Origin of the sequence: Psychrobacter luti, assembly GCF_014192115.1 — a bacterium.
Classification (GTDB): Bacteria; Pseudomonadota; Gammaproteobacteria; order Pseudomonadales; family Moraxellaceae; genus Psychrobacter; species Psychrobacter luti.
On record NZ_JACHXL010000001.1, the window covers coordinates 214,245 to 235,608 of the forward strand.

At 43.0% G+C, this 21,364-nt stretch carries 19 protein-coding genes; 12 read left to right on the top strand and 7 right to left on the bottom strand.

Translation table 11 applies throughout. The features are described 5' to 3' along the window. Positions 1 to 185: 185 nt before the first annotated feature. Positions 186 to 1,358 carry a cupin domain-containing protein gene (locus tag FHS24_RS00845; RefSeq protein WP_183617886.1) on the bottom strand — a complete coding sequence of 391 codons (1,173 nt, stop codon included), beginning with the start codon at positions 1,356 to 1,358 and terminating at the stop codon, positions 186 to 188. 158 nt (positions 1,359 to 1,516) lie between these two features. On the opposite strand from FHS24_RS00845, the gene FHS24_RS00850 reads away from it, so the two are divergent. Continuing rightward, positions 1,517 to 1,708 (top strand): NF038104 family lipoprotein, encoded by a 192-nt coding sequence (locus FHS24_RS00850; RefSeq protein ID WP_183617888.1) that lies wholly within the window; start codon positions 1,517 to 1,519, stop codon positions 1,706 to 1,708. Between the two features lie 135 nt (positions 1,709 to 1,843). On the opposite strand, the gene purB is transcribed toward FHS24_RS00850, so the two are convergent. Then, on the bottom strand, positions 1,844 to 3,235 hold the full coding sequence (gene purB / locus FHS24_RS00855; RefSeq protein WP_183617890.1) for an adenylosuccinate lyase: 1,392 nt from the start codon (positions 3,233 to 3,235) through the stop codon (positions 1,844 to 1,846). Between the two features lie 88 nt (positions 3,236 to 3,323). Then, positions 3,324 to 4,550, bottom strand: a complete 1,227-nt coding sequence (gene mnmA, locus FHS24_RS00860; RefSeq protein ID WP_183617892.1) for a tRNA 2-thiouridine(34) synthase MnmA — start codon at positions 4,548 to 4,550, stop codon at positions 3,324 to 3,326. 277 nt (positions 4,551 to 4,827) lie between these two features. On the opposite strand from mnmA, the gene ispF reads away from it, so the two are divergent. The 6 genes from ispF to FHS24_RS00890 all read left to right on the top strand — a co-directional run bounded on the left by ispF (position 4,828) and on the right by FHS24_RS00890 (position 11,077). Further along, positions 4,828 to 5,364 carry a 2-C-methyl-D-erythritol 2,4-cyclodiphosphate synthase gene (gene ispF / locus FHS24_RS00865; protein WP_183617894.1) on the top strand — a complete coding sequence of 179 codons (537 nt, stop codon included), beginning with the start codon at positions 4,828 to 4,830 and terminating at the stop codon, positions 5,362 to 5,364. A gap of 121 nt (positions 5,365 to 5,485) precedes the next feature. Next, positions 5,486 to 5,836, top strand: coding sequence for a Grx4 family monothiol glutaredoxin (gene grxD / locus FHS24_RS00870; RefSeq protein WP_025653310.1), 351 nt, complete (start codon positions 5,486 to 5,488; stop codon positions 5,834 to 5,836). Positions 5,837 to 6,038: 202 nt separating this feature from the next. Then, positions 6,039 to 6,587: a hypothetical protein gene (locus FHS24_RS00875; RefSeq protein ID WP_183617896.1), complete on the top strand. Its 549-nt coding sequence runs from the start codon at positions 6,039 to 6,041 to the stop codon at positions 6,585 to 6,587. Positions 6,588 to 6,846: 259 nt separating this feature from the next. Next, entirely contained in the window at positions 6,847 to 8,745 is a 1,899-nt protein-coding gene (mnmG, locus tag FHS24_RS00880; protein WP_183617898.1) for a tRNA uridine-5-carboxymethylaminomethyl(34) synthesis enzyme MnmG, read from the top strand. 273 nt (positions 8,746 to 9,018) lie between these two features. Next, complete coding sequence (locus tag FHS24_RS00885; protein ID WP_183617900.1) at positions 9,019 to 9,978, top strand: AEC family transporter; 960 nt, start codon at positions 9,019 to 9,021, stop codon at positions 9,976 to 9,978. A 79-nt stretch (positions 9,979 to 10,057) separates the two neighbouring features. After that, a complete protein-coding gene (locus tag FHS24_RS00890; RefSeq protein WP_183617902.1) occupies positions 10,058 to 11,077 on the top strand; it encodes an ornithine cyclodeaminase family protein in 1,020 nt (339 codons plus the stop codon). Positions 11,078 to 11,190: 113 nt separating this feature from the next. On the opposite strand, the gene FHS24_RS00895 is transcribed toward FHS24_RS00890, so the two are convergent. The 3 genes from FHS24_RS00895 to FHS24_RS00905 all read right to left on the bottom strand — a co-directional run bounded on the left by FHS24_RS00895 (position 11,191) and on the right by FHS24_RS00905 (position 13,693). Then, complete coding sequence (locus FHS24_RS00895) at positions 11,191 to 11,343, bottom strand: hypothetical protein (RefSeq protein ID WP_183617904.1); 153 nt, start codon at positions 11,341 to 11,343, stop codon at positions 11,191 to 11,193. A gap of 48 nt (positions 11,344 to 11,391) precedes the next feature. Then, positions 11,392 to 12,393, bottom strand: a complete 1,002-nt coding sequence (locus FHS24_RS00900) for an LLM class flavin-dependent oxidoreductase (RefSeq protein WP_183617906.1) — start codon at positions 12,391 to 12,393, stop codon at positions 11,392 to 11,394. Positions 12,394 to 12,763: 370 nt separating this feature from the next. After that, complete coding sequence (locus FHS24_RS00905; protein ID WP_183617908.1) at positions 12,764 to 13,693, bottom strand: LysR substrate-binding domain-containing protein; 930 nt, start codon at positions 13,691 to 13,693, stop codon at positions 12,764 to 12,766. 475 nt (positions 13,694 to 14,168) lie between these two features. Here FHS24_RS00905 and FHS24_RS00910 point away from each other — a divergent pair, with 475 nt between their 5' ends. From FHS24_RS00910 to FHS24_RS00930, 5 genes are all read left to right on the top strand, one after another. Further along, positions 14,169 to 16,079: an AmpG family muropeptide MFS transporter gene (locus FHS24_RS00910; protein WP_183617910.1), complete on the top strand. Its 1,911-nt coding sequence runs from the start codon at positions 14,169 to 14,171 to the stop codon at positions 16,077 to 16,079. Positions 16,080 to 16,145: 66 nt separating this feature from the next. Continuing rightward, positions 16,146 to 17,051, top strand: a complete 906-nt coding sequence (prmC, locus tag FHS24_RS00915) for a peptide chain release factor N(5)-glutamine methyltransferase (protein WP_183617912.1) — start codon at positions 16,146 to 16,148, stop codon at positions 17,049 to 17,051. A 92-nt stretch (positions 17,052 to 17,143) separates the two neighbouring features. After that, positions 17,144 to 17,938, top strand: a complete 795-nt coding sequence (locus FHS24_RS00920; protein WP_183617914.1) for a HesA/MoeB/ThiF family protein — start codon at positions 17,144 to 17,146, stop codon at positions 17,936 to 17,938. Positions 17,939 to 18,006: 68 nt separating this feature from the next. Further along, positions 18,007 to 19,362: an ABC1 kinase family protein gene (locus tag FHS24_RS00925; RefSeq protein WP_183617916.1), complete on the top strand. Its 1,356-nt coding sequence runs from the start codon at positions 18,007 to 18,009 to the stop codon at positions 19,360 to 19,362. Between the two features lie 107 nt (positions 19,363 to 19,469). Beyond that, positions 19,470 to 20,783: a YbfB/YjiJ family MFS transporter gene (locus FHS24_RS00930; protein ID WP_183617918.1), complete on the top strand. Its 1,314-nt coding sequence runs from the start codon at positions 19,470 to 19,472 to the stop codon at positions 20,781 to 20,783. 49 nt (positions 20,784 to 20,832) lie between these two features. Here FHS24_RS00930 and FHS24_RS00935 read toward each other — a convergent pair whose 3' ends face one another. Further along, positions 20,833 to 21,321: an Lrp/AsnC family transcriptional regulator gene (locus tag FHS24_RS00935; RefSeq protein WP_183617920.1), complete on the bottom strand. Its 489-nt coding sequence runs from the start codon at positions 21,319 to 21,321 to the stop codon at positions 20,833 to 20,835. Between the last annotated feature and the right edge of the window lie 43 nt (positions 21,322 to 21,364).

Consider the following 21,364-nt stretch of genomic DNA (forward strand, 5'->3'; position numbering starts at 1 on the left):
TAGAATCAGTTCATGTGCGAGGAGCGTAGAGACATTAAATTGCAGAACTTTTAGGAGTTAAGGTACATTTTTAAATGACAATCAGTATTTTTTCACTACAGCTTTCAAGTTGAGTAAAAAAACACTGATCATTTTTAATTATTAACGACGTTTAACCTTCAATCGCTAAAGACATTGCTTGCATATCATTCAGCATAATCAATCCATACCCAGCCATTTTCTAACCACTCGCTTAATTCATCTGGGTCAACATCCATCACATCTTGACTCTGTAAATGTTCACCATTAGCCAAACGTACTAGTATGGATGTTGCCGCAGCATCAAGACCATCGATACGTTGACCATTGGCATATAGCTTGAGGTCATCGTTATTCTGGCTGTAGAGTAGGCGATTACTATAGTCTGCTTGCAGCGTTGCACCTTCTGATAATGCTTGCATTAACTCATCAGTATCTAACGTCTCTTCAGGAATTAGCGCATCATATTGACGTTTGCTCACGACTTCCGACACTGCTTGACGAATGATATCTGAGCCACGCTCAGACTGCAGCATTTGTAATAACTGGTCTTTAATCGCATCGATACTGTCCGCTTGCAATTCGCCAGACGCTTGCAGCGCTTGTGGCAATAGCATCGGGATAAATAAATCGCTATCATTGGTTGCGATATCAGCCAAGCTATCAATGATTTGCATAAGGTTTGGACGACGACAGCCAAAAGAGAATGTCAGGCAATCATCTTGTGCGACGCCAAAATGCGAGAGTTTCGGCGGTACATAAAGCACGTCACCAGCTTCTAGTATCTCATCAAAGATAACTTCACCCATATCATCAAATAATCTAATTGGTTCATCGGCGACAAACTCTGTGCTCTTGTCACAGAATTTGCCAAGCTGCCAACGACGTGAGCCAAACCCTTGTGCTAAAAACACATCATAGTCGTCATAATGCTTGCCCACTGAGCCACCTTTAGGTGCGTAAGAGACCATAATATCATCACGTTGCCACTGCGGAATAAAGTCAAACGCTTGCCATAATTGACCAAGCTCAGGTGACCACTGTTCCATATTCTGTACCAGCACGGTCCATTGTTCTGGTAACTTATCAAAATCAGTTTCAACCAATGGGCTTTTTTTAAGTTGCCATTGTGGCAATCCTTCTTGCTTATTCGCGGCTTGAGTTAATAAGCGCGCTGAAGCGTCTTCTTCAAGCGCAAGGCCAAGCATGTCTTCTGGCTCGAACATGCCGACTAATTGTGGCAAACCTTGTTTAATAAGTAATGGTTTTTTTTGCCAATACTCGTTCAAGAATTGCTCAGGAGTAATAGAGTCGGGTAAACAAAGAGGGATTGAGGTCATTGATAAATCCATATCTAAAAATGGGTATAAGATTAATAGTGAGGAGAGCTTTATAGGACAGTTTTAATAGTTTATGATTATTGCCTATCTGATAGTGAGTATTACAGTGTCAATATCAATAGCTACTGTCAGAACATCCCATCAATCGTAGGAAGTTTATGAAAAAATTGCATTTTATCGTCATTATCGCTAGCGTGTTTTTATTACAAGCTTGTGTCCATAAGATAGTGACCGTACCGGCTAAAATCGCTTATAAAACCACCAAAGGCGTGGTAAAAGGCACCGTCGCTGTTGGTAAAGCTATTATACCGGGCGATAGTGATGACGAAGATAAAAAGGATAAAAAATAAAACCTTACTCAAAAGCTATGTACCATTAAAGACGCATCTTTAAGGATAAATCATAGCATTCAAAGTAAGGTTGTTGTTTAGCAAGATATCAATGAATAGTCATTGATATCTTTTTTAAGGTAACGGCAGTGTTTATTAAATCTTAGCAATCCACTCTTTGATAGAGCGTGCTTGTTCAGCCGCATTACCAGTATAGGTCGCAGGTGTCATTTCACGTAAACGTGCTTTATCCGCATCGCTCACAGCATTCAACTCATCACTTTCAACGAAGGTTAGCATGGCCTCACGAGTCATGGCATTACCACGAGTCAAAGCTTTTAGCTTCTCGTATGGGTTTTCGACACGGTAGCGACGCATGACCGTTTGAATCGGCTCTGCCAACACTTCTTGTGCTTGATCCAAATCATCATTTAAGCGCTGCGCATTTAATTCAAGTTTGCTCACACCTTTTAGACACGCATCAAACGCAATCATACTTTGGGCTAAGCCAACACCGATATTACGCAGTACGGTAGAATCTGATAAATCACGCTGCATACGTGAAATAGGTAGCTTTTCACCTAAGTGTGCGAGCATCGCATTGGCAACGCCCAAATTACCTTCTGAGTTTTCAAAATCAATCGGATTGACTTTATGCGGCATGGTAGAAGAACCCACTTCACCGTCTTTTAGGCGTTGCTTAAAATAGCCTAAGCTAATATATTGCCAAATATCACGGTTAAAATCGATTAGAATCGTATTGAAGCGTCTTACCACATCAAACAATTCAGCGATATAATCATGCGGCTCAATTTGCGTGGTATAAGGATTAAAGGTCAATTCTAAACGCTCATTGATAAATTGCTCAGCATGAGTTTGCCAATCAACATCAGGATAGGCTGAGAAGTGAGCATTATAGTTACCAACAGCGCCGTTAATTTTACCCAACAGTTCAACTTGACCGATTTGTTTGATTTGGCGAGCTAGACGATAAGCCACGTTTGCCATCTCTTTACCAAGCGTCGTTGGGCTAGCGGTTTGACCATGCGTACGTGACAACATCGGTTGCTCAGAGTGAGTAATCGCTAAATCAACAATGCTATCGGTTACTTGCTGCATTTTAGCAACCACAATCTCGCGGCTGTCTTTTAGCATTAATGCATAAGATAAGTTATTGATGTCTTCACTGGTACAGGCAAAGTGAATGAATTCTAGGCTATCTTCTAACTGCTGATTCCCGCGAAACTTATCTTTAATAAAGTACTCAACCGCTTTTACATCGTGGTTGGTCGTCGCTTCGATATCTTTAATAGCTTGTGCATCTGCTTCACTAAAGTCGTCAACAATGCTGTTTAAAAAGGCATTGGTATCGGCATCAAACGCTGCCAACTCACCAATCGCGCTATTATCCGCCAATGACTGTAACCAACGAATCTCGACGGTAACACGGGCTTTAATCAGACCAAATTCAGATAAATAAGGGCGCAAGCTGTCGGCTTTAGATGCGTAACGGCCATCGATTGGGGAGAGTGCGGTAAGTGGAGTCATAGTGATGCCTCGATAGTTATAAAAATTAAAGGATTAAAAGTAATAAAAATAAGCCGGAAAATAAAGAAAGGTTGAAAATTATCCGACATTAAAACCCACAAGGCGCATCAATAGCGGCAATCACACCGCCACCTAGACAAACCTCATCGATATAAAATACCGCTGATTGACCAGGAGTAACGGCACGTTGCGGCTCATCAAATAGCACACGAACCTCAGAGCCATCATCATTTAACGCGTAAACACGGCAGGCCTGATCAGGCTGACGATAGCGAGATTTTGCCATACAGCGTAAACCTTCCGCGCTAAAAATATCGGTAGGCGGCAATCCATCGACCCAGTCAAGCTTATAAGCTTGCAGTTCATTACTTAGCATCATCGGATGCTCATGACCTTGACCGACGATTAAACGGTTTTTGTCCAAATCTTTTGCCAGTACAAACCAAGGCTCTTCAGGACGGTCTTTGACACCACCGATACCGATGCCGCCTCGCTGACCTAAAGTATAATACATCAAGCCGTCATGCTGACCTATCACATGACCATCATCAGTGACGATATCGCCTTTTTGTGCTGGCAAGTACTGCTGTAAAAAGTCTTTAAAACGGCGCTCACCAATAAAGCAAATACCGGTAGAATCTTTCTTTTTAGCTGTTGCCAAGTCATGTTCTTCAGCGATTTGACGTACCACTGGTTTTTCAAGCTCACCTACTGGGAATAGCGTCTTAGCGATTTTATCGCCGCCGACCGCATGTAAGAAGTAGCTTTGGTCTTTATTATTATCTAGTCCACACAGTAGCTGGGCGACGGTTTCGCCTTTGTTGTTTTCATAATTCAGGCTGCGGCGCGTATAGTGACCGGTGGCAATATAATCAGCACCGAGGGTCAAAGCATAGTCTAAGAATGCTTTAAACTTGATTTCTTTATTGCATAAAATATCTGGATTTGGGGTGCGTCCGGCTTTATATTCGGCTAAGAAATGCTCAAAAACGCGATCCCAATATTCCATCGCAAAGTTGGCGGTATGCAGCTTGATACCGATTTTGTCACACACCGCTTGCGCGTCTGCTAGGTCATCCATTGCCGTACAGTATTCGGTGCCGTCATCTTCTTCCCAGTTCTTCATAAACAGACCTTCCACTTTGAAGCCTGCTTGCTGGAGCAAAACAGCAGAGACGGAAGAGTCGACGCCGCCCGACATCCCGACAATCACGTGCTTGCTGCTAGGATTGTCGATATCGACAAGCGTCAAAGGACGATGGACGCTAAAAGAGTCTGAAACGGGCAGGCTTGAGGTGTTTGGCGTGGCTGACATAAAATTGCTCAACAGTTTATACGTTATCCAAAATTGGAAATGACGCTATTCATTAATAAAACGACTAAGAGTGATAGACTTAGTCAGCGGATAAGGTCATCTCGTTTTTTGGACTGGGTATTTTGGTCTAGGTATTGTGATAAAATAAGGGTCATATTATAACAGTTAATTGAAAGCGGTGGCGACCTATGCGCGCCTACCGTGAGTAAAAGCGCTTGAGAAATTTAGATAGTGGTTCTAAATTATTTTAATCACCCCTAATTTACTTGGAATAATAATGATAAGAATTGGTCAAGGTATTGATGTTCATGCTTTTCATAATAATGGTCAGCAGCAGCAATATGTCATACTGGCAGGTGTGCCGATAGAGCACACGCATAGTTTGCTTGCGCATTCTGATGGGGATGTAGTACTGCATGCGCTTGCTGACGCCCTGCTTGGCGCATTGGCACTTGGTGATATTGGGCAGCATTTTCCAGATACCGATGCCGCGCACGCCGGTTTGGATTCGCGCGTCCTACTCCGTTATGTGTATGGTAAAGTGCAAGTCGCCGGTTATACTTTAGGCAATGCTGATATCACGGTGATGTGTGAGCGCCCAAAATTGGCACCCTATAATCAAGCGATGCGCGAAAATATCGCCAGTGACTTGCAAACCGATGTGAGTAATGTCAGCATTAAAGCCACAACGACTGAAAAACTGGGCTTTACTGGTCGGCAAGAGGGCATCATGGCCAATGCCGTGGTATTATTGGTATCGAATATAAATCGGGCGAGCGATCATGTTTCTGATGTTAATGTGTCGGACGCTTAATCCCTGATAATGATCTATGATGGTTGCAATATAATGGCAATTGCCCCATGTAGCAGCTACATGCCAAATTTAATGTGAAATATCTTTTTTTGATAAATAGTTTTAATACATAGGAGCTTTTATGAGTGAGCAAACCCCAAATACTGCTGCAAACGATGTTGAACAGCTGATTCGTGATCAAATTAAAGATAATAAAGTCATTCTTTATATGAAAGGCACGCCGCAGTTCCCGCAGTGTGGTTTTTCTGCCAAATCGATTGAAGTTCTGACGCAAATTGGTCGTCCATTTGCCTTTGTTAATATTTTAGAAAACCCAGAAATCCGTGCAACATTGCCAAAAATCGCCAACTGGCCGACGTTTCCACAGTTATGGATTGATGGCGAGTTGATGGGCGGTTCAGATATCATTTTGCAAATGTATCAATCAGGCGAGCTTAAGCCTTTGGTTGAAGCGAATAGTCCTGCTGCTTAATATTTAAGCGCTTTTATTGGGCAGTTTATATGTCTCAATAAATAGTTTGAAGTATTGAAGTACAGTAAACCCGAGTAGCTTTCCTTAGTAGATTGGAATGGCTATTCGGGTTTTTTATTGTCTATGCAATTTATTGTTTTTATAGGTTGTAGCCCCATATAGTGTCCAAGAAAAGTATATTTTGAATAAAAGAGAGAATTATATGAATAATCAATCACTAAACAGTGAATTATCAAACCCGGAATTAGCGGAGCAACAAGAGGCGGCTGAACAAGCAGCCATCGAAAAACGCCGCGAGCATTTAAAAAACGAATCAATCCGCTTAATTGATATGGCAGACAATGAGCCAAATTCTGCCCTTAAATGTATCCATCAGCTGAGCGTGGCAGGCGGCGCAACTGAAGCAACTTATATTGCTATTGAGCAGCGTATCGTTGCTGATCAAGATGCTGCTGGTGCCTATCATTTGGCATTATTGGCGCAAAATACCCCGGACTTACCCATCGATGCGCGTCAACTTATCGAGCTTGTGGTCAATAAAGGCGATAACGCTCAACGTTTGGCTTTGTTAAAAAACTTGCCATTACCGCCAGTTGAGATGATTAAAGAGCAAATCTTGGCTAGCGATGATGGTGATGCTATTGGGCAAATGAATGCCTATTTGCAGATTAACCCAGAAGGTTATGGCAGCCACCATATGCTGGCAAGTGGGCAGTCCGACCGTATTGTACCGCTCAGTCCGGGTAAATAAATCCCACCTAGGCTCATCAAGCTTCTATTGATGCACCTTCATCGTTAATTTGAATAATAGTTAATTTAAATAGTTTTTCGTATAACGTTTTTTAAGCGGCAAAAAATTGTTATAATTACCGGCTATCTAACCTATCTTTAATGGCTCATCTGAGTCGTTATCTCTTTTTTAAATTCGACTGACGTTTATTTACCGGTAGCCATGCTATTTGAACATAGCCTCTGCCTCATGGTAGCGTTGAAAGTCAAGTGAGGCATACATGCAATACCCAAAAAATTACGACGTGGTAGTGATCGGCGGCGGTCATGCTGGCACAGAAGCTGCTCTGGCAGCCGCACGTATGGGGGCGCAAACTTTACTTTTAACGCATAATATCGAGACGCTGGGGCAGATGAGCTGTAACCCTGCGATTGGTGGTATCGGTAAGTCGCATTTGGTGCGTGAGATTGATGCGCTTGGTGGCGCGATGGCATTGGCGACTGACAAATCTGGCATCCAGTTTCGGGTGCTAAATAGCCGTAAGGGTGCTGCCGTTCGTGCCACGCGCGCGCAAGCAGATCGTATCCTTTATAAAGCCGCCATTCGTCATACGTTAGAAAATCAGCCAAACCTTGATATATTCCAACAAGCGGCTGACGATATCTTGGTCGAAAATGGTCGCGCGACGGCTGTTGTGACGGCAACGGGTATTATTTTTAACACCCAAACTGTCGTACTGACTTCAGGTACTTTTTTAGGCGGTGTCATTCATATCGGTTTAGAGAACTCAAAAGGTGGACGCGCAGGCGACCAGCCTTCTATCAAACTTGCTGACCGTTTGCGTGAGCTAAAGTTACCAGTTGGACGTCTAAAGACAGGCACGCCCGCGCGTATCGATGCACGTAGCGTTGACTTTAGTGTGATGACCGTACAGCCCGGTGATACGCCTTTACCAGTGATGAGCTACATGGGTGATGTATCCATGCACCCTGAACAGGTCAACTGCTATATTACGCATACTAATGCGCGTACCCATGATATCATCCGTGAGAATCTAGACCGCTCACCGATGTTCTCTGGAAAAATCGAGGGAGTAGGGCCGCGTTATTGCCCGTCTATTGAAGACAAGATTCACCGCTTTGCGGATAAAGACAGCCATCAAATCTTTATTGAGCCAGAAGGTTTGACCACGCATGAGTTGTATCCAAATGGCATCTCAACCAGCTTGCCGTTTGATGTGCAATTAGACTTTATCCATAGTATGAAAGGCTTAGAAAATGCTCATATCACCCGTCCAGGCTATGCGATTGAGTATGATTATTTCGATCCGCAAAATCTAAAGCCAACGCTTGAAACTAAATCGATTGATCGCTTGTATTTTGCTGGTCAAATCAATGGGACAACAGGCTACGAAGAAGCGGGCGTGCAAGGTCTATTAGCTGGTACTAATGCGGCATTGGTCACCTGTGAAAACAGTGAGTTTGATGTTTGGACGCCGCGCCGAGATGAAGCGTATCTTGGCGTACTGGTCGATGATTTGATTACGCATGGTACTACTGAGCCATATCGTATGTTTACCAGCCGCGCCGAGTATCGTTTGCTGTTGCGTGAAGACAATGCCGATCAACGTTTAACCGAAACCGGTCGCAAATTAGGCTTAGTGGATGACGTGCGCTGGCAAGCTTATGAAGAAAAAATGGAAGCTATTGCTTCAGAAACTGCACGTCTTAAAGATATTTGGGCAACCCCTGCTAATGCTCTAGGTCAGCAAGTCACCGAGCACACAGGAGAGGTACTGTCTAAAGAATCTACCGCTTATGACTTATTGAAACGCCCACAGATACATTTTAATGATATCGCGGCCATCACGGGTTCAGAGGTCGATAGCCAAGTCGGTGAGCAGATCGAGATTTCTGTGAAATACGCCGGCTACATTGACCGTCAGCAAGAAGATATTGATCAGATGAAGCGTTTGGAAAATACTGCATTGCCAATGGATTTTGATTATAGTGTCGTGTCAGGATTGTCCAATGAGATTGTGCAAAAACTGGCGCAAATTCGTCCTGCAACCTTAGCACAAGCTGGACGTATTAGCGGTGTCACGCCTGCAGCCATTCAATTACTAGCGATGACCGTTAAAAAACAGAAAAAAGTACAGGCGGCATTAAATGCTTCATAGTCATAAGTTGAGAGATAAAAGTAAAAAGGTAAGATAGAAAAGTAACGTAGCAACAACTATCAGCTTAAAGCGTAAAAAAAGCCCATAATGAGAAATCGTTATGGGCTTTTTTTGTCAAAATATCGCCGTTACGAAAAGAAAGTCGCATACCAGCTTGTCTTGCTTGCTGTTTTGTCTCTATACTCATGTGACCAATCATCCTATTTATCATTCATTAATTTATGTCGCTGTTGTCCATAGTATGGTGGGCCTGTCACCGAATTGAGCTTATTTATGACCGCTGCTATTATTTTTGCCATCACCATTGTACTGCCTAACCTTTTTTTGATGGGGTTGGGTTTTTTTATGCAGCGGCGTGGTGAGGCGAGTCAAGCTTTTATCGATCAAGCATCCAGCTTTGTCTTTAATTATTGTTTGCCTTGCTTATTGTTTTTTAGCGTTGTCGATAGTGAGGTCGATTACGCTAAGCAAATGATTTTAATTGTGGCTGGTATTTTGGTGACCTTTATCCTATTTATTGGCGCCGAGATTTATGCCAGTTATTTTATCCGTAAGCCTGCCGACCAAGGTGTGTTTGTACAAGGTATCTTTCGCAGTAATATGGCGATTATCGGGCTAGCAACCGTCGCCAACGCTTACGGAGAGCAGGGCTTAAGTATTGGCGCCGTCTATATGGGTGTGGTGACGATATTATTTAATATCTTAGCAGTTATTACACTCAGTCGTGTGTCCAAAAGCGCAGCCGATACGTGGCTCAGTCGCAGCATAATGATTATCAAGAAATTGTTTACCAACCCATTAATCATTGCGTTGGTAGCGGCATTTGCTTACAAAGCGTTACCGCTGCCGCCTATTACGGGCGTGATTCATAAGACGGGCGATTTATTGGCAGCGGTAGCATTACCGTTAGCACTGATTTGCGCTGGTGCGAGTATTGATTTAAAGTCGATGTTGCACCCGTCTGGGCTGTCCATGCAGGCTAGTATTGGCCGTATCGTTATTGCCCCTTTTGTGGCGATCGCTGTTGGGTTAAGCTTTGGTTTATCAGGCGTGCATATGGGCGTGCTGTTTTTGATGGTAGCATCACCGACGGCAGCTGCCAGTTATGTGATGGCAAAGGCCATGGGTGGGAATGATATATTGGCCGCTAATATTTTAGCATTTACAACCGTGGTAGGAATGTTTGGCATGGCGATTGGTGCGGCAATACTACGTGTGTTAGGGTGGATATAGCACCAATCATTATGCTTAGTCATCGCGTTTAATTATGGATATAAACTAAATAATAAATTGATAAAAAGGAGCACCCAACGTGCAGTTATTAAATCAAGCAGTCGTGACCGAATATCTCAATATGCAAGCGGCCATTGACGCCATTGAAGCGATGTTACATCAACAAGCGGCGCATCCTAAGTGGATTAAAGCGCCTGAGCGTTTAGTCATTGAGACTTTTAGTGAAGATGATAAACACAGCTCAGGGTCGCATCTATCGATGCCCGCCACGATTTATGATGGTGAAAAAGAATATACTGCCGTGAAATTGGTGACCATTTGCCCTGATAATCCTAGCCGCAATATGCCAACGACTACTGCCCTTATTACCGTATCTGATAATGATACTGGCGCCATATTAGCGATTATGGATGGCATTTATATTACTCAAGTGCGTACCGCGGCGTTGTCAGGTATTGCAACCAAATATATGGCAAAGCCTGATTGTCAAAGTGTGGCTGTCGTTGGTTGTGGCGGTATGGCTTATGAGCAATTGCATGCGGTATTGACAGTACGTCCTGAGATTAAAACCGTTTATTTGTGGAATAGAAGCAGTGAAGGCGCTGAGCAATTTAAAACGCGTTTTGAGCGTGATTACAGTCAATGGAGCGTTGATATAAGCATTTGCAAAGATATCAATGATGCTATCTGTGATGCCGATATTATCAATGTGGCGACACGGGCGACAGAAGGCTTATTTGATAGCAATCATATCAAGGCCGATGTACATATCAATGCGGTAGGAGCATATCAGCCGTTGATGAAAGAGATCAGTAATGAGGTTATCGCCAATAGTAATATGGTGGTGGTTGATGACTTAGCGGGTAGTCGCCATGAAGCAGGTGATTTAATCCAAGCTCACGATAGTTCTGATTGCGCATGGACATGGGATGACCTTAGTGGCGATTTACAAGCGCTCGTAACAGAAAAGATAGTAAAATCAGAGTCAGGTATAACTCTGTTTAAATCGGTCGGCGCAGCAAGTTTTGATGCAGCCGTGGCTTTATATGTGGCCAAACAAGCCAAACAAAAAACCTTTGGTGCTGCAGTTGATTGGTAAGAATACTGACGGCTTTTAACGTCAATATTTGAATGTTTTTATCCCAACTATTATTACCATTAAAAAGCCCCCTTTTCAAATTAGAGAAGGGGGCTTTTTACATCGAGTGTCATTTATTTAAAGTTATCTTTATTACGTTTTTTTTCAGTACGCTGTTTGCGCTTGGGGCTAATATGATAAGTAAAATAGCCGGCAACGACCATCACCGCAATAAAGGCCACAATATATAATAATATTGATAAATCGATAAAGGCCGAGGGTTTCATGACCGTAATCTCATTAGGGCTTATCAATAATTATGCGAGCAGGGCGGTCTATTGTAAAGTAAACAAGTTTAGCTCAGGTGTAAGTTCCAGTGAACGTAAACGCGCTGCTTGATCATAAACGTTGGCAGTGACAATCAATTCATCTGGCTGATACTGCGCAAGGAATTTAGCAAGTTTCGGTTTGACCGTTTCTACAGAACCGACAAATGAGACGGATAAAGCGCTGTCTACCATCATTTGCTCGGCAGGGCTCCATATGCTGTCCATATCGTAAGTTGGCATTGGCATTTGTCCGCGTTCGCCGCGACGTAGACGCACGAAGCTTTGCTGCGCTGAAGTAAAGTGATATTGTGCGGTCTCGTCATCATCGGCAAGTAACAGGTTTGCCGCTAGCATCACATAGGGCTTAGCAAGATGCGCCGATGGTTTAAACTGTTCACGATACGCGGTGATGGCTTGACCCAGCATCTGCGGAGCAAAATGTGAGGCAAAAACGTATGGTAGGCCTAAATGTGCTGCTAAGGTCGCGCCAAAAAGCGACGAGCCCAGTATCCAAATAGGAATATTTGATTTAGCCCCTGGGAATGACTGCACAGGACTGTCATCGGTGCCATCGCCTAAGAAATACAGCAGTTCTTGTACATCTTGTGGAAAACGATCGGCATCTTGCATTTGACGACGCAGTGCCTGAAAAGTAGCACCATCTGTACCCGGTGCGCGGCCTAGACCTAAATCTACGCGGTCACCATATAGCGCCTGTAAAGTACCGAACTGCTCGGCGATAACCAGCGGTGCATGATTGGGCAGCATGACGCCACCAGCGCCAATGCGTATACGCTTGGTTTGACTGCCGATATGCGATAACAGCACGGAAGTCGCTGCACTAGCTATGCCAGGCATGTTGTGATGCTCGGCCATCCAATAACGGTTAAAGCCAGATTTTTCTGCTTGCTGCGCGATAGCAACCGTCTGTGCAATGCCTTCAGCGATGGTTTTTCCTTCAGGAACGGGTGCTAAGTCTAAAAAGGATAATGGAATTGTATTGCTCATGATTCACCTATTGTTATGATGGCGCTATTCAACGACATTTTTATAGTTAGTTTTTTTAAACATCAGTAATAAAATAAAAAGCATTCTGATTATTCAATAGCTCATATGATGGGGCAGTTATAGAGAATATAAAGGTCAACGCTCAAGGTAATAACAAATCGTAATAATTCGAGGCGTATATAAGAGTACCGCACAGATTTTTTACCGAAATAAATAGTCTTATAAAAGAAAAAATACAAACGGCACCCTTATCAATAGATAGCGGTGCCGTTTGTATTTGTTAAAAAGATGATTGTTAAACAATGATGCTTGAAGTCGCTATTAATTGCCTAAGCGCCGCTGCTTAATAAGCTACTGACTAAGTTAAAAGTTACTGGCTAAATTGCTTTTGGCATAGCTCCATAAAGGCGCGTCCATATTGACGAATTTCTGCATCATCACGTACGGCCATCCAACTGGTAAAACGTCCGAAATGGTCAACAGGAATAGCAGTCAAATTCTGATAATGACTTGGCTCAAATGCCATTTCGGCAATAATACCAATGCCCAATCCCAATCCAACATAAGTGCTAATCACATCGGCATCAAGCGCTGCGAGTACAATGTCAGGCTCAAGTCCTGCGTCGCTAAATGTTTTATCAATAGCGCCGCGCCCCGTAAAGCCGCCATGATAAGTCACGATTGGATAGCTGGCAAGCGTTGGTAAATCAATCGATTCCAGTCCTGCCAGCTCATGGTCGCTTGGTACAATGACGCGATGCGTCCAGTCATAATAGCGGTAGCAACGTAAATAGTTATTGTGTAATAACGATTCAGTGGCAATACCAATATCTGCCTGCCCGCGAATGACCATCTGAGCGATGGTTTCAGGATCTGCCTGTTGCAGGATTAAATTAACCTTGGGGAAGCGCTCTTTAAACTCTTTGACTACTTCTGGCAATACATAACGCGCCTGCGTATGCGTGGTGGCAATTGTCAGCGTGCCAATATTGGGATTATTAAAATCCAGACTGAGGTTTTCAATGGTACGAATTTCAGCAAAGATAGATTCGATGTGCGGCATAAGCGCTGTGCCCATGGTCGTCAGCCCAGTTAGACGTTTGCCTTGGCGCACGAACACTTCGGTTTTAAGCTGGTTTTCAAGTGCTGCAATATGTTTTGATAGACTCGATTGGCTGGTGTGCAGCACGGTTGCTGCTTGACTTAAATTATAGCCATTAATTACCGTATGCCACACTGTTTCCAACTGCTTGAGTTGGATTTGTAGATGCCGCTGATTGACCACTACGTCGATTGCCATCACTTAACCCTATGGTATAAATATACAAAACCTATCTGTATATAAAAATAAAAACGTACAAATACTCAGTAAGTTGCTAGTGTAAATCAAAGCTATTATTCTTGTATATAATAAATAGCTATGAATTTATGTTAATTTGGAATATGGGCTAGTTTGTTTTACTTAAAATGGCAAGAGAGCTTAAAAGCAAGATGCGATTAAAAATAGGTATTTTTAATACTTAAGTGAGATTTTGATACACGACGTTACCGTAATGAAATAAATGACGGTGCTAAATACTGTGGTCATTAAGTTAATGCAAAAACATCTAGTCAAGGTTCGTGTTCTCAAGTACCATAATTCAATTTTGTACTGATGATGGTTTTATGCAACGCTGAGCAATTTTTATCGATCCTTTTTATCTATTATCAATAAGAAATGATTGATAAAAATTGTGCGCAGTTGTGTTATTTATCTCAATTTTTGGTGAGTTATTATGTCTGCTGTCCAACCTGTAACGCCTGATCAACCGATTGCCAAAAAATCATGGGGAGAAGCCGCCAAAGCTTATCTAGACCCACGTGTCATTATCATGCTGTTTTTAGGGTTTTCAGCCGGTATTCCTATCTTGCTCATTTTCTCCAGTCTGTCATTATGGCTGAGAGAAGCAGGCATTGACCGTGGTGTTGTTACCATGTTCAGCTGGGCGGCATTGGGGTACTCATTTAAGTTTATTTGGGCGCCATTAATCGACGCGCTACCGGTACCTTTTTTGACCAAATGGTTGGGCCGCCGCCGTAGTTGGATGGTGGTATCACAGCTGCTCATCGTATTGGCTATTTTTTTGATGGCGACGGTCAACCCTATTAGTGAAGACGTGTTGGTTTATATGGCTGGCGCGGCAGTTCTACTTGGCTTTTCTTCTGCCACGCAAGATATCGTCATTGATGCTTACCGCATTGAGCTGGCACCGCCATCGATGCAGTCTATTTTGTCTTCTATCTATGTGTCAGGTTACCGTGTTGGTATGATTGTCGCTGGGGCAGGCGCGCTATATTTAGCAGATTATTTTGGTTCGACGGAAAGCTTTTATAGTTATGAAGCGTGGCGTAATACTTATTATATTATGGCTGGGGTTATGACCTTGGGTATATTGACCACCTTTGCCAGTTATGAGCCAACCGCTGAGATTTTACAAAGTCATAAGCAAAAAAGTAATCTCAAAATTTTCTTAATATACTCAGCGTTACTGTTAATACCAGCCTTGTTATTCGGCGTCATATATCTTATCAATATCCTTATTAATAAAGTTTTTGATAGTACTATCGCCCTGATACCGCTAATGGCAATGCCCAGTATTAAGTTCTACTTTATAGCGTTGGTTGTGTGTGCCCCATTGCTGCTATTGTACTTTATGATTAATCAACCTAAGATTATTAATAAAGCACCATTGGTGGCTGAAACGCGCGAAGACTACGTCAGATTGGTTTTACTGTTTGTATTTGCCGTCGTAGCATTTATCGCGGCCTATGTATTAATAGGGCAAGTATTGCCAGAGTTTGAAGGTGTGTTTGTTAGCTTTATTAGTGAGACATTGCATTTATTAGTAAGCTTAGCAGCAGCACTGGCAGCAGGTTATGCATTGGTAAAAGTCGGTTTAGTGAAAAAAGAAATTGCGATGGCAACGTGGATTGAGCCTATCTTAGATTTCTTTAGACGCTATGGAAAAAAGGCGTTATTGTTATTAGCACTGATTGGTTTATACCGTATCTCAGACATTGTGGCAGGGGTAATATCAAACGTTTTTTATCAAGACATGGGCTTTAGTAAAACTGATATTGCCAATGCGGTAAAATTGGTTGGCGTGATTATGGCCATTGCTGGTGGTTTCTTAGGAGGGCTGTTGGCGCAGCGTTTTCGCATCATGCATGCCATGATGATTGGCGCTGTCCTTGCTTGTGCGACTAATTTATTATTTGTGGTCCTGACCTATAATCCTGGCAGTTTGCCCATCATGTATATGGCGGTGATATTTGATAACTTAGCAGCTGGTCTTGCTAGCGCGGTATTTATTGCCTTCTTATCGGCATTGACCTCTATACGTTTTACCGCGGTACAGTATGCTATTTTCTCTTCACTGATGACTTTGATTCCTAAGGTCATGGGTGGTTATTCAGGCTCTATTGTAGATAGTATGGGCTATCCATTCTTCTTTATTTTTACCTTTGCGATTGGTATTCCAATTTTAGCGCTGATTTACTTTGTCGATAAACATATCGTCATTGGTGATAACGACGATATTTATGGCGACAGTGATGGTGAAGGCAGCAAAGGTATTGGTGATAAGTTGACAAAAGCCAATCCGAATCTAACGGATACCAAAGAGCCACCACGTGCCTCAGAGTAGCTAAGACAATAAAGTATAACCAGTTCGACAGGCTTATTCAGTAAACAGTAATTTTACGAGTTATTTATGGCATCAGCTACCATTGGTCAAATAAAGCAGCAGATTCAGCAGTGGTTAAACGAGAGTGAAAATAGCAATATACCTTCATTTTGGTTCACTGATTGGTTGTTGTTTGTCATTGAGCAGCCAAGCTCATTTTTAATCACTGATGAAAACTATCAGCTGACCGATGGCGAGCTTGAGCAATTTCATAAAGGTGTGACTAAGATGCAGCAGGGCACGCCCTTGGCATATTTGACTGGTCAGCAAGAGTTTTGGTCGCTGAACTTTAAAGTGAATGAGCATACGTTAATACCGAGACCGGATACTGAGATATTGATTGAAAAAGTATTAACGTGGATAAACTCTCGACCGAAAAGTGTCGATAACGAAAATAAACTGAAACGCCTATTAGATTTAGGTACTGGCTCAGGTTGTATTGCTATTAGCTTAGCGCATGAGTTAAAACAAAGCTGTCAAAATAGTTCAGCAGAGAGCTGGCATGTTATTGCCGTTGATTTATCATCCGAGGCGCTAAAAGTCGCTAGTCATAATGCAATGGTAAATGAGGTTGCTGATATTAAGTTTATCCAAAGCAGTTGGTATGACGCGCTGGCTACTCAGGATGAGCCATTATTCGATGTGATTGTGTCTAACCCGCCTTATATTGATGAAGAAGATGCGCATTTAGCAAGACTAGTCGCTGAGCCGATTAGCGCGTTAAGTGCCCCCAATCATGGACTTGCCGATATCGAGCATATTGTCCAACATGCTCCGCAATATTTACTTAAGGGTGGCCTACTAGCAATTGAGCATGGTTTTGATCAAGGTTCGAAAGTTCGTCAGCTATTTTTAGACAATCGCTTTGAGTCTGTTCATACTGTTCAGGATTTTGGTGGGAATGACAGAGTGACTTTGGGCCAACTATCGTAGTTAATTATTGTAGTGGATAGGTTTTAGACTCCCGTTATTTTAGTAATACATTTTTTGATGATAACTCGTGGTGACAAATTGTGGTGGAAAGTATGGCGCACTCAAAAGAAACGGGGCAGCTAGCAGATGAAGAGCTGCTACGTTATGCACGGCAGATATTGCTTGATGGTTGGGATATCGATGCTCAATTACGCTTGAAAGCATCGCGAGTGGTTATGATTGGTGCAGGTGGTCTTGGTTGCCCTGCTTCTGAGACGCTCGTACGGGCAGGGTTGGGGCGAGTGCATCTAATAGATGATGATGTGATTGAAGCCAGTAATTTGCAACGGCAAACACTATTTTTACCTGAAGATATCGGTAAACCTAAGGCGCTAACAGCGGCGCAGATGCTCACCAAGATTAATCCTCTGATTAGTGCCCGTGGGACAGTGGCAAGGTTGAGCGAAGATAATGCTTATGAGCTGCTTGATATGGCATCTGGCAAGCCTGACCTGCTTTTAGACTGTACTGATAATTTTGCCACCCGAGATATCATCAATCGCATTAGTGTTCGTTATCAGATTCCTTTATTATCCGCTTCAGCGATAGCCATGCAAGGGCAGTTGGCATTATATGAGCCGCAGTTGGACACAGGCTGCTATCATTGCGTCTTTGGTTCTGTGGTACTTGATGCAGAGGCTGATGAACGTACCTGTGCCAATTCAGGGGTACTTGCTAGTACGACTGCTATCATGGGTAATCTTCAAGCAAATGCCGCCCTACAATATCTAGGATTAACCAAAAATCCACTGACAAATAAGCTATTAATATGGGATGGTAGCCAGATGCAGCAGCGGATGATGGGCTATCGCAAAGATGCGTATTGTCCGATTTGTGCCAAACATTAGCAAATTGCTCAACCTTTTTAAATATCTGTATCCTCGTAACATCCTTTTTATTACCATAGTTGTTTTTTATGAAAATTCATCGTCCGCATTTATTAAAGCATACCTTTAATGTCGTTAATCGTGTTCGCCAAACGGCAAGCGTTGCTGGTTTGTCAGCGCTTAGAGTCGCAAGAGGTGAAAAACCTGATGCCATGCTGCTAAAGGAAACCTTTGAACAATTAGGTACGACTTACATTAAAATTGGGCAATTTATTGCCAGTACGCCGTCACTATTCCCGCGTGAATATGTGCAAGCATTCCAAAGCTGTCTGGATCAAACGACGCCTTTATCCTACACTTATATTGAACAGGTATTGAAAGAAGAGCTGGCTGTTGATGGGTTAACGCTTGAGGAGATGTTTGCTCATATTGACACAAAGCCATTGGCATCAGCCTCTATTGCCCAAGTTCATGCGGCGCGTTTGCATAATGGCGATGAAGTGGTATTAAAGGTGCAAAAACCGGGCGTTGAAACCATTATGCAAACCGATTTGGGAGTTTTGCATGGTGTGACCAAGTTGGTTGAGCTGTTAATGCCTTCTATGCGCTTTGCCAGCATTGCGCCAATCATTGATGAGATTCGTCTTCGGATGCTTGCTGAAACCGATTTTATCGCTGAGGCGCAAAATATTCGCGATTTCCAGCAATTTTTAGCGATATCAGGAAATACACGCGTCGTTGCGCCGAGCGTCTATGAAGAGCTCACCACCAAGCGTGTACTGACTATGAGCCGCTTATATGGCGTCTCTATGGTAGATGAATCAGCCATGCGTCAGTATTGTAATGACCCTGCACAAGTAATGGCAGATACGCTTAATACGTGGTTTGCCAGTCTTATGCTATGCAATAGTTTCCATGCGGATTTGCACGCGGGCAATTTGATGCTATTAACTGATGGGCGTATTGGCTTCTTAGACTTCGGTATCGTTGGTAAATTAAAGGCTGAGAGTTGGCGCGCCTGTATGGGTATGATGCAAGCGATGCAAGACAGTGATTATCAAGCAATGGCGCGCCATATGATTGATATGGAGATGACCCATAGCGACAATCAGGTAGATGTGGTGGCATTGGGCAATGATTTGCAGCGCATGATGAAAACCATTATGGCTGAGGACAAGGCTTTTACCAGTGGTGTGCCTTTTAATAGTAAAGAGCAAGCCGATGAGTTAAATACAATGATGCTAGAGATTGTTGAGGTCGGCAAGCGTCATGGTATTCATTTCCCACGTGACTTTGCCTTATTGACCAAGCAAATGCTCTATTTTGATCGCTTTATGCGCACGCTTGCTCCCGATATGGATATGTTTAGCGATCAGCGGGTGCAAATGTTAGGTCAAGCAGAAACAGCTGAGCAGGCAAGTCGTTCAATCCGAAATATCTCTTAATACTAAGCGTTATATTTAGAACTCTTTTATTCTTTCTTTGATTGGCTGTATATAAACTGCTTTTAACACAAAGGATTGTGTGCTTCTCGCCACAAAATGGCTCTGTCATGATGACTGTATTTAAAAGCCGTGTTGTTACTATCATTACCAATGAAATGGCGGTTGCTTGTATAGGGCTGTATTGTATGGCGGTAGTTATGGGGTTTGGGCGGTTTTTATTTACCGCAACCTTACCTGATATCATGATTCAATTATCGTTATCGACGGTCATTGCAGGTTGGCTGGCCTCGGTCAATTATAGTGGTTATTTCATTGGCGCACTCATTGCGATGTTTGTGCCCCAGCGTTTGACATGGCAAATGCTCATAGCATGGACAGCAGTCAGTATCGTTACCACCATGCTATTGGTGGTACCAAATATGTCATTAAATCTCTGGTATCTCATCCGGCTGCTATCTGGTATCGCCAGTGGATTGGCAATGATTTTGAGCTCATCTTTGGTGATTCAAAGCTTTAGTGAGGAGCGCCGCTCGGTACTCTCAGCCTTGCATTATGCGGGTATTGGCGTCGGTATTAGCGCCTCTGCTGTATTGACTTGGTGCTTGTTAACGCTCGGCTATCATTTCGATATCATTTGGCTGGCAGCAGGAATTATCAGTCTACCGTTATTATGGCTGCTCTATGCCATCAGACCGCAAAACGCATCTTCATCAAAAGTATGTAAATCACCAACATCCCAATTTAAATATTCTCAGCAACAAGCCGCTGAATCAAACCACAGCAATCAGCGCATATCTGTACAGCAAACTTATCTTAATTTTAAACGTTCTTTATATGAAGCGGCGGCCGGTCATACCAAGGCGATTGCATTACTGTCGGCAAGTTATGTGCTGGCAGGGTTTGGGTATATTACTTCGGCGACTTTTCTGCCGGTGATGGCAACTCAGCGTCTTACGACACAAAGCTATGCAGGGTTACTGATTTGGCTTGTGGTAGGCATCTTTGCCATGCTATCGAACCCTATTTGGGGCGCGCTTGCTAGGCGAATTGGCGAAACCAAAACTTTGATGGGTTTAACGTTATTACAAGCGTTTGGTATGTGTTTGCCAATATGGTCTGATGGTGCTCTTGGTTTATACGGTAATGCGGTGATTTTGGGCTTAACCTTTGTCGGTATGGTTTCAATGACGCTCAATTTGATTAAAAATATCAATCCCGCTTACTCAAATTTATTGATTGGGCTGGCAACTTTGGCGTATGCAGTAGGGCAGTTCATAGGGCCACTGGTCACGGTAGCGCTGGCAGGTAAACATGACAATTTTAATGCGGGGTTATTGGTCGCTGCTAGCGGTTTATTAGTAGGGTTGCTACTGGTCTTCTTTTTTCAGCGTCAAACCCAGCGCCATTCCTCATTTAATTGATAACTAGAATTAAAAGAAAGTTAAAAGCCACAGCCTTATTAACTTCAAATTAAACCACGCTACGGCTAAACACTTCCCGTAGCTCAAAGCTGGTATGCACTTGGGCGACGCCTTCTATACGATTGAGCCTATGCAATAAAAACTCTTCATAATGCGCCATATCGCGTACACGCACTTTGATTAAGTAATCTTCAGTGCGACCGGTGACAATACTACAGCTAACCAACTCATCGAAACTTTGAATTTTTTCTTCAAAATGCTCAAAACGGTCGGCAGTATGGCGATCCATACTGATCGCGATAAATACCGCTAGAGGGTAACCGAGTTTTTGTGCGTCTGTCTGGGTATGGTAGCCTGTGATAATACCTGAGTCTTCTAAGCGTTTAATACGGCGCGCGCAAGGGGTGGCAGATAAATTGACCCGCTCGGCAAGCTCGGTAATACTCATACGTGCTTGGGTTTGTAATAAGCGTAATAACTGTTTGTCGGTGTCGTCAATATCTATAGCGAAAGAGTTTTCCGTATGGTTATTTAACATCGAATATCATCTTATTGGTGAATTAAGGCAATTATAGTCATAA

Bases quoted from the DNA above. Each gene is read 5' to 3' on its own strand.
- FHS24_RS00875 (WP_183617896.1), top strand. From the start codon at position 6,039: ATGAATAATCAATCACTAAACAGTGAATTATCAAACCCGGAATTAGCG.
- purB (WP_183617890.1), bottom strand. From the start codon at position 3,235: ATGACTCCACTTACCGCACTCTCCCCAATCGATGGCCGTTACGCATCT.
- mnmG (WP_183617898.1), top strand. From the start codon at position 6,847: ATGCAATACCCAAAAAATTACGACGTGGTAGTGATCGGCGGCGGTCAT.
- prmC (WP_183617912.1), top strand. From the start codon at position 16,146: ATGGCATCAGCTACCATTGGTCAAATAAAGCAGCAGATTCAGCAGTGG.
- grxD (WP_025653310.1), top strand. From the start codon at position 5,486: ATGAGTGAGCAAACCCCAAATACTGCTGCAAACGATGTTGAACAGCTG.
- FHS24_RS00885 (WP_183617900.1), top strand. From the start codon at position 9,019: ATGACCGCTGCTATTATTTTTGCCATCACCATTGTACTGCCTAACCTT.
- FHS24_RS00895 (WP_183617904.1), bottom strand. From the start codon at position 11,343: ATGAAACCCTCGGCCTTTATCGATTTATCAATATTATTATATATTGTG.
- FHS24_RS00935 (WP_183617920.1), bottom strand. From the start codon at position 21,321: ATGTTAAATAACCATACGGAAAACTCTTTCGCTATAGATATTGACGAC.
- ispF (WP_183617894.1), top strand. From the start codon at position 4,828: ATGATAAGAATTGGTCAAGGTATTGATGTTCATGCTTTTCATAATAAT.
- mnmA (WP_183617892.1), bottom strand. From the start codon at position 4,550: ATGTCAGCCACGCCAAACACCTCAAGCCTGCCCGTTTCAGACTCTTTT.
- FHS24_RS00910 (WP_183617910.1), top strand. From the start codon at position 14,169: ATGTCTGCTGTCCAACCTGTAACGCCTGATCAACCGATTGCCAAAAAA.
- FHS24_RS00850 (WP_183617888.1), top strand. From the start codon at position 1,517: ATGAAAAAATTGCATTTTATCGTCATTATCGCTAGCGTGTTTTTATTA.
- FHS24_RS00845 (WP_183617886.1), bottom strand. From the start codon at position 1,358: ATGACCTCAATCCCTCTTTGTTTACCCGACTCTATTACTCCTGAGCAA.
- FHS24_RS00905 (WP_183617908.1), bottom strand. From the start codon at position 13,693: ATGGCAATCGACGTAGTGGTCAATCAGCGGCATCTACAAATCCAACTC.
- FHS24_RS00900 (WP_183617906.1), bottom strand. From the start codon at position 12,393: ATGAGCAATACAATTCCATTATCCTTTTTAGACTTAGCACCCGTTCCT.
- FHS24_RS00925 (WP_183617916.1), top strand. From the start codon at position 18,007: ATGAAAATTCATCGTCCGCATTTATTAAAGCATACCTTTAATGTCGTT.
- FHS24_RS00920 (WP_183617914.1), top strand. From the start codon at position 17,144: ATGGCGCACTCAAAAGAAACGGGGCAGCTAGCAGATGAAGAGCTGCTA.
- FHS24_RS00930 (WP_183617918.1), top strand. From the start codon at position 19,470: ATGATGACTGTATTTAAAAGCCGTGTTGTTACTATCATTACCAATGAA.